We start from the raw sequence: 8,064 nt of genomic DNA on the forward strand, positions 1-8,064 counted from the left end.
TCATACCCCGCGCCCCCTTTCCTTTATTTTATCACATCTTTTATCATTTGGGGGGATTAAATCAGCGTTTCCCTAAGATTCACCTCAAATATTAGTTATAGTTCATTCTATAATATATTACTTCCGAACTGAAAGGCCGGAAGTAATATGTGTCATGTTTTGCTCACCGCTGTTTACAGCGGTGAGCAAAACGGCTTGAATCAAAATCCCTATTTTATATATATTAAAATACACTAATAATTGGAAATACAATGCACGAAAAGAGAATGATCCGACCATGATCGGAGCCAGCAGAAGGAAGATTACACCACGCGAAGCATAGGCGATCATCAGCCTTCTGCCGCGCTTTTTTCGCCTTGCTCTGACGGATGCTTGGCGCTCCCGTACCGTCACGGCTCAAAAACCACCTCCTTCCCGTCCGATTTTAGAATCATGGTAACTTTCTCGCCGTCATAACCAACAGACAGAGCCGGGTCATTTGAAATCTTCAGACTGCCAACGCCGTCTTTACCGCATAGATAAACGCATTCGGAATCCATGCGGTTGATAAAGTACAGCCCCTGCCCGGTCAGGCAGAAGTCAGAGGCAACCATATTCCGAAACGGTCTTTCCTTGTGGGTCTTGGTGTCATACGCTGTCAGCAGAGAATTTTCGTTGATGAAGTAGATCGTCCGCCCATCAAACGCTATATTCCCCCCGGTGGGGATGTCCAGCACCTGCGTTCGCTGGATCGTCCTGCTCACTTCCGTAATCCCATCATTCGTAATGAAAAAGAGGCTGTCGCTGTTTAGGAAAAAGCCGTAGCAGTATTGCAGAAACATCCAGGTATCCCCCACGGTATAATCAATTCCCAGCAGAGATCGCCCGCTGTCCGTTATTTTCTCGAAAATAACCTGTTCCTCAAAAGTTTCTGTATCAAGCCGGACGATGGACACCTGGGTAGCGGTACTGTTGTAGCTGCCGACCCGATCCACATACTGTTCCGTACGGGAGGTCATATAGTAAATATACGGGGCATCCATATAGACGGCTTTGACGGATTCCCCATCCGAAAAGGCCCCGAACAGCGGAGAGAGGGGCAAATCCGTCAAGGCGCCGGCTGCCCGGTTTTCAAGAGTGTATCTCCGCGTCTGATCGTCGAAGATCACACTGTAAGTTTCCGACACACTTTGCGAGGATGAATTGAATATCCCATTTGCGGATTCTGCGGCAGAGCAGCCGGACAGCGAGAGCAGCACCAGCAGGCAGAGCGCGGCAGCCCCGCGGCCTCTGACGAATTTTCTTCCAAACTGCCAGCAGTTTGTGTTTTGCCGCAGGACCCACCATACCATGAGGGCGCAGCACACAGCGGACAGGCCCAGCAGGGCCAGCAGCTCCTGGGGGGAGCGCTCCGAAAAAGTNACGATGGGTTCACCTGTCAGCGAATCCTCCACAGAGGAAGTCCCTTCCAGGAATCCGGTTGCCAGCAGGAACGGCAGGGGCAGCGGCAAGCGATAGCAAATCTGTCTGGACAAGCCGATGTACGGTATCAAGGTGGATGCCACCCCGATCACCACCGTCAAAGCATATTTCTTCACCAAAACGGAGGTAAAGAGCAGCAGGGCGGCGAGATACACCGAGCCANAGCAGCGCAGGACGGTCAAAATCAGATACGCGGCCAGCAGGGAGATATTTTTTGTACTGCCCCCGAAACTGGCGATACTCTGAACAGGGTACTCCCCGTGGGGCAGGCCGTATTTTATTCCGAAGAAAGCAAAGCGAATCAGGGCCAGCCCTCCGCAGAGAGCGAACACGGCGCAGAGGGTCATGACGGCTTTGCTTCCGGCGCTCTTGCGGCTCTGGGCCGCCGTCCGCAAAAGCGCGTCCATCTGGCAGCTATACTCCGAGCAAAAAACCGCAGATGCCAAAATCAAAATGACAAGGAACAGCGGGAAGTCCAGCGTTTGGGCGGAAAACAGCCCCGCCCAGCCGTTTGTTTTCAGAAAGTAACGATTGCCGGTGTCCTCGCAGATATATAAATATTGCCGGTACGCGGCTTCAAACCCATGCTCATGGGCCAATACCGTGTTGACCTCCGCGATCTGCCGCTCATACTGTTCCTCTGTGATCTGGCCGCTGTAATAGTTTTCCTGGGATTGAGATCGGGTACTGCGGGCCTCCGTGATGGCCTGGGCCTCCTGCTCCAGCCAAGCGGCCTTTTCCTCTGTGCAGGCCCCGTCCAGCCGCTCCAGATACCACTCGTATTCCTCGCGGTATTCTTCCATCGCGCTGTTCTGCGGCCTGTCGGCCGCGGCCAGCCAAACCGTGCCGGCCAGGAGCGCGGCCAGGATATAGAGCAGGCCCCGCTGCATAACCATCAGTTTTTTCCATTCATAAGAGAAAACACTCATTTTGCCCTCCGAACACAGCGGTGACCGTTTTCCGCTGACAGAAAATAAATCATAGCAGCCGCCGCAAGGCCCGCGATCAGGGCAAACCATGCTGCGGCCTGCCAGGTCAGGACGGGGAATCCGCCCAGGTTTACAAACTCTGTTTTGCCCAGGAGAACACGGTTTGCCAGCAGAGAATAAGGGTTCAGCACCTTTGTCCAGAAGAAATTGGAGTAGGCGCAGGCGGCTCCGCTGACGGTCAGCGCCATACAGAGCGCAAAGTCAATGACAAAGGGGAGCAGGGCATTTTTCCAGAACATCGAAACCAGCAGCCAGAGCATCCCCATCACCCATGCGCCGGCGCATTTGAGGACGGCAGACAGGAGGACATACTGAAAAATGCTGAGATTGACAGAGACTTCCGCAAAGTTCGGAATCGCGAACACCGGCAGGGCCAGCCCTTCCAAGGTCTGAAAGGAGGCCGCAAAGCCAATCAGGTCGAGGAAAGAAAACCACAGCGAGGTCAAGAGCAGAAACAGGGTGGCCGCGAGAATTTTCGCCAGGACTGTTTTTCTGCCGCCGTTGGGACTTACCAGCAGCAGCATATCCATCTGCGTCTCCCGTTCGCTCACAAAGGTTCCGATGATCCCATAGAGGCAGAGCAGGAGGGTCAGGACAATGGAAAAATCATAGTTCAGATAGTAATTGCACATTTCCCGGTAGGCAAAGGCGGGGATGGTGCGGCCAGCGTAAAGATTATAGATCGCGCCGCTCTCCCTCCGCTGATAGACCGCTCCCCGTTCCCCATAGAGCGCGGCGCTTTGCCGCGCTCTATTTGCCGCTTGCTCCGACCGGCGGCTGTACTCATAGGAATACTGCATGGGCTGCACAAAATACTTGTCCAGCAGGTTCCTGTCGCTGTACAGGTTCCCGGTCATCGTGTTGGGGTCATCGGTGGCTGTGCTTGCGGTCATATCTGACGTGGCCTCCACAAGAGGCTGATAAGCCGCAAGCAGGCGTTCGATCTTCTCCGGGGTGATTTCCCCCCGGTATTCCTCATAAAGCTGCCAATGAAGCGTGTGCCAGCTCCGCTCTCCGTTCCCGTCCGTCAGATAGGAATAGGATTTGTATTCGCCATAGATTTTGAACAGGTTGGCGAGGCTGAACACCACAAAGAGCGCCAGAATGGAGCGCTTGCAGAACTGCTTGATAAATTCATACCGTATCAGGCGTACCATGGCGCTCCCCCCTGCAATAGTACAAGAACACATCCTCCAGGTTGGGCTGGACAGGCTGTGCGGTCTTGAACGGGCATCCGTCCTCAACCATGCGAAGGGTAAACCGTCCGTCCTCCTGTTTCATGTTGCTGACGCAGTACATATCGGTCAGCAGCGCGGCGTCCTCGGCCCCGGCGGTTATATTCCACACCTTGCCCGCAATGTTCCGTTCCAGCGCGGCGGGCGTTCCCTGCATGAGCAGCGTCCCCTGTTTCAGCAGCAGGATTTCCCGCGCGATGCANTCAACATCGGAAACGATGTGGGTTGCCAGCAGGATCGTCCGGCCCTGGGCAAACCGGGAGATCAGGTTCCGAAACCGTATCCTCTCGCTGGGGTCAAGACCGGCGGTAGGCTCATCCAGAATCAAAATCTTCGGGTCGGACAGCATGGCCTGCACAATGCCGACGCGCTGGCGCATACCGCCGGAGAGCGCGCCGATTTTCTTGCCCCGCGCGTCCGTCAGGTTCACCGTGGCCAGCAGCTCCGAAACTCGGGCCTCCGCTTCATGGGTGGGAATGTCTTTCAGCGCACACATATAGAGCAGGAAATCCTTGACGGTAAAATCCCGGTAGAAGATAGGATACTGCGGCATATAGCCGATTTGAGACAGGAATGTCTTACCCAGCGTCCGCACATCCCGGCCCTCCACCCGGATCGTGCCGCTGTCCCCGCGCAGGATGCCCACAAAGATATTGATAAGCGTGGTTTTTCCGGCTCCGTTTTCGCCCAGCAGGCCGTACACGCCCTCGTTCAATGTGGCGGTAAAGTTTTTCAGCGCATATTTTTTCTTGTATTGCTTCGATACGCTTTCAAATGTAATCTCCACGTTATTCACCAAAGGTAAATGTAGACACNAGCGTATCCACTTCACCGATGCTGCCTCCGAGAAGCACCACGGCGGTCTTGGCCTCGTCCAGAAGGTAAATGCTGGGGATGCGGTAGAAGTATGTTTTATTGGAATTTTGAATGACTTTGGTGGCAAGCAGCTTGCCGGAAGCCGCTTCATAGACACGAACGGTCAGGCTGCCGTCCAAAACGGCGGTGGCGGCATAGTTCCCCCGCTCCGAGCTGTACACACCGTTACGGCCCTCTTTCTTAGTTGCGAAGGAGAGCGTGCTTTTGTCTCCGGTTTTCCGGTCAAGCCAGAGCAGCGTCCTGTCATTGCGGGTAAAGGTCTGGGGGAAAAACAGGCGGTCGGTTCTGCGTTGGATTTCCTCAATGCTGTAAGAGGACGGCTTCGTGAGCTTCAAATTGCTGCCGTCCAAGGCAAGGCTCCCATAGATGGAAAAACTGTTCTCACCCTTTTTGGCGGGAATGGACTGACCTCCGCCATAGAACATGATCTGGCTGTTGTCCTGGGAAAACGCAACGCCATCCACAACGGAAATTTGAATCTTGGATGTGCCGGCCTTTTTCGTCAAATCAAGCAGAGTGGTGAGCTTTTCTTTTTCCAGATCATACAGATACAGCCCTTTCAGGGTGGCGATTGCCAGCTTCTTTCCGTCCGTGGAGGCCGCTACACCGGTTTCGCTGACCACGAAGTCCTCCGTCAAAAGGTGATTGACCGCAATTTTCTTGGTCAGCGTAAGGGCGCTGTCATAGATATACGCCATCATGCCGTCATCGCCCATGCCGGAGAGAATGTAGCCCTTGTCAATGGTCTGGACCTCAAAGGAGCGCAGGGGTGTTTCCGTTTTGGCCAGCACCGAGCCTGCGGCGGTATCATAGAGGTACAGCTTATCCGCCGCTACGAAAAGCCTTCCATCCCCGGCATAGGCGCACTCCCGGATTTTTCCGTCAAACTGGGAGGAATTAAACACACACTTTACGGGGCCGGCTGGCGCCGCCAGAGCGCTGGCTTGTNCGAAAGACAGCGACGNCACTGTAAGGAGCGCGGTTAAAAGCAAGCAAATCGTCTTTTTCATGTTTGGATTCTCCTTTATCCATTAAAATTATGCTGGCTTAAAATTCAAATACAGATACCAGCGTATCAAGTTCGTCGATACTGCCTCCGAGAACAACTACGGCGGTCTTGGCTCCGTCCAATAGGTAAATCCTGGGGATGCGGTAGAAATATGCGGGGTCGGAGTTCTCAATCACTTCGGTGGCAGCCAATTCGCCGGAGGCCACGTCATAGACGCGAACGGTCAGACTGCCGTCCAAAACGGCGGTCGCCACATAGTTCCCCTGCTCCGAGCCGTATACGCCGCCTTTGCCCTCACCGCTGGCGGAGAAGGAANGCGTATTGGCGCTGCCTGTTGCCCGGTCCACCCAAAGCAGCGTCCCATCGGCCTGGGTAAAGGCCTGGGGGAAAAATAACCGGCTGACGCTGCTCTGCATTTCTTCCATTTCATNGCCGGACGGTTTTGTGAGCTTCAGACTGCTGCCATCCACGGCAACGCTCCCGTAGATGGAAAAGTCTTCCTCGCCATCTGCCGCGGGAATTGAGCTGCCGCTGCCAAAGAACACGATCTGGCTGTTGTTCTGGGCAAAGGCAGCACCGTTCAGCATGGAAATACTGATGCTGNCTGTTCCGGCGTTTTGGGCCACGTCCAGGAGGGTAGTCAGGCTCCCGCTTTCCAGGTCATACAGATACAGTCCGCCCAAGGCGGCGAAGGCCAGCTTTTTCCCGTCCGTGGAGGCCGCTGTGCCCCCGGTTTCGCTGACAACAAAATCTCCCTGCAAAAGCTCATTCACCGCGATCTCCTTCTTCAGAGAGAGCGAGCTGTCGTAGATGTACGCCATCATGCCGCTATCGCCCATGCCGGACAGGACGTAGCCCCCGTCAATGGCCTGGGCTTCAAAGTCGCGCAGGGGCGCTTCTGCGGTGGCCAGCACCGAGGAAGTCCCTGTGTCGTAGAGATACAGCTTGTCCGCCAGCACAAGGAGCGTCCCATTCCCGGCATAGGCGCAGCTCCGGAGCTTGCCGCCAAACAGGGCGGGGTCGAAGGTGCAGGAAGAAGGGGATTGTCCCGGCTGTCCGCCAGGGGTCGGAACAGAAACCACGGGAGTGTCGGAGGGATCGCTTCCCGAAACCGCAGGGGCAGGGGCATCCGTTTTGCCGCAGGCGGACAACGCCAGGGTAAAAATCAGCGCAAATGTGACGCAGAATGGTTTTTTCATTTTCATTTCTCCTTGCAGCTTAATTCGATACATCCTTATATAATAGAATGGAATTGCTCTTAAAGAACGGGGTGAAGCCTTCGCCCCGCGGCACAGCGACGCAGTAAAGGGTGTTAAAATCCCCCAGCATATCCGGGTCAATCACGGCCTCAAGCTCCATGACGCCGCCTTTGCTCAATGTAACAGAGCAGGAGGTGCTTTCGTCAAGCTTCACCGGCCGGTGATCCAGGAAAAAAGCGATGCTGTAACTTGTTCCGGCTGTGCCGCACATGGTAAAGCGCAGGGTGACGGGAGCGGAGACCCGCAGGTTGTCATAAATGAGACCGCCGTCACAGGAGAACGTATAATAGATCCCGCTGTCCAGCGTATCCATGCTCACACCGCCCCAGCCGTATTTGGGAAGCTCGTTTTCCACATACTGCGCTGTGACCTTTTCCTCCCGCAATTCGCTTTGNGAAAAGATTTTCTGGACGGGCGGAAGGTTTGAATGGGCGGCGGGCGCGTCCGCGTTGAACTGCAATTCAACACAGGATTCCAGCGTCTTATGATACCAGCCATAGCTGGAGGTGGATTCCATATCCGGCTGGAAGTCCGGGTTCGTGATGCTCACCACGGTCAGGGCCAGCGTATCGCCGGCGCTGCCGGTCACAGGCTCAAAGAGAAAGGAAAAGCTCTGATCCTCCTTTGCGGGGAAGCTATGGCAATACTCATACTCCGCTGTGGTATCGTTCACCTTGTAGGGCTGGGGCTGGCCGTCCAGAAACAGGAGAAATCCAACCGTATCCATCCTGCCGGTGAGGGAGAATCGGTAGTCCAGCCGAAACTCGCCGCCGTCATAGGGAAAGGGCAGACGCTCCCCGCTCTCGGAGAAATCAGCCGAAGCGGCTTCGTGGGTGAGCATTGCCAAAAATCCGGCATCCTCCTCCGCCGCCTCAAACGGGTTTGCGGCGACAGCCTGTGACGGCGGGGGCGTGCTGTCCGGAATGGCATAGTTCCCGCAGGCGGCGAGGGAAAAAAGAGCGCCGCACAGCAGGGGAACGGCAATCAATCGTTTTCGCATATATGGCCTCCTTTGCTTTGGTAGGTCGAGTATAACGGGCAAAGGTCAAAATTCGGTCAAGAAAAGCGAAATGCCGCCCAATTTTTTGGGCGGCATTTCGTTGTAAACGCCTATCAAATTTCCACATTATCAAAACGGCTGAATGGGCAGTTGCCTATTAGGCCTTGTTTGAAAAATGGCAAAACGCCGTCTTTGGGCATCTTTTTCCGCCAGGACTGCGTTGATTTGGCTTGAA

The 8,064-nt window shown here is 54.8% G+C and carries 3 protein-coding genes; all 3 read right to left on the reverse strand.

Annotated features, from left to right (window positions below; all coding sequences use genetic code 11):
• Positions 1-117: 117 nt before the first annotated feature.
• The 3 genes from JX325_RS09950 to JX325_RS09960 all read right to left on the reverse strand — a co-directional run bounded on the left by JX325_RS09950 (position 118) and on the right by JX325_RS09960 (position 4,472).
• Entirely contained in the window at positions 118-393 is a 276-nt protein-coding gene (locus JX325_RS09950) for a hypothetical protein (RefSeq protein ID WP_204790994.1), read from the reverse strand.
• 1,993 nt (positions 394-2,386) lie between these two features.
• Entirely contained in the window at positions 2,387-3,607 is a 1,221-nt protein-coding gene (locus tag JX325_RS09955) for an ABC transporter permease (protein ID WP_204790995.1), read from the reverse strand.
• Positions 3,585-4,472 carry an ABC transporter ATP-binding protein gene (locus tag JX325_RS09960; RefSeq protein WP_204790996.1) on the reverse strand — a complete coding sequence of 296 codons (888 nt, stop codon included), beginning with the start codon at positions 4,470-4,472 and terminating at the stop codon, positions 3,585-3,587. The genes JX325_RS09955 and JX325_RS09960 overlap by 23 nt, the downstream gene beginning before the upstream one ends.
• Positions 4,473-8,064 lie beyond the last annotated feature (3,592 nt).

Source organism: Oscillibacter sp. CU971, from assembly GCF_905219725.1.
Lineage (GTDB): Bacteria > Bacillota > Clostridia > Oscillospirales > Oscillospiraceae > Oscillibacter.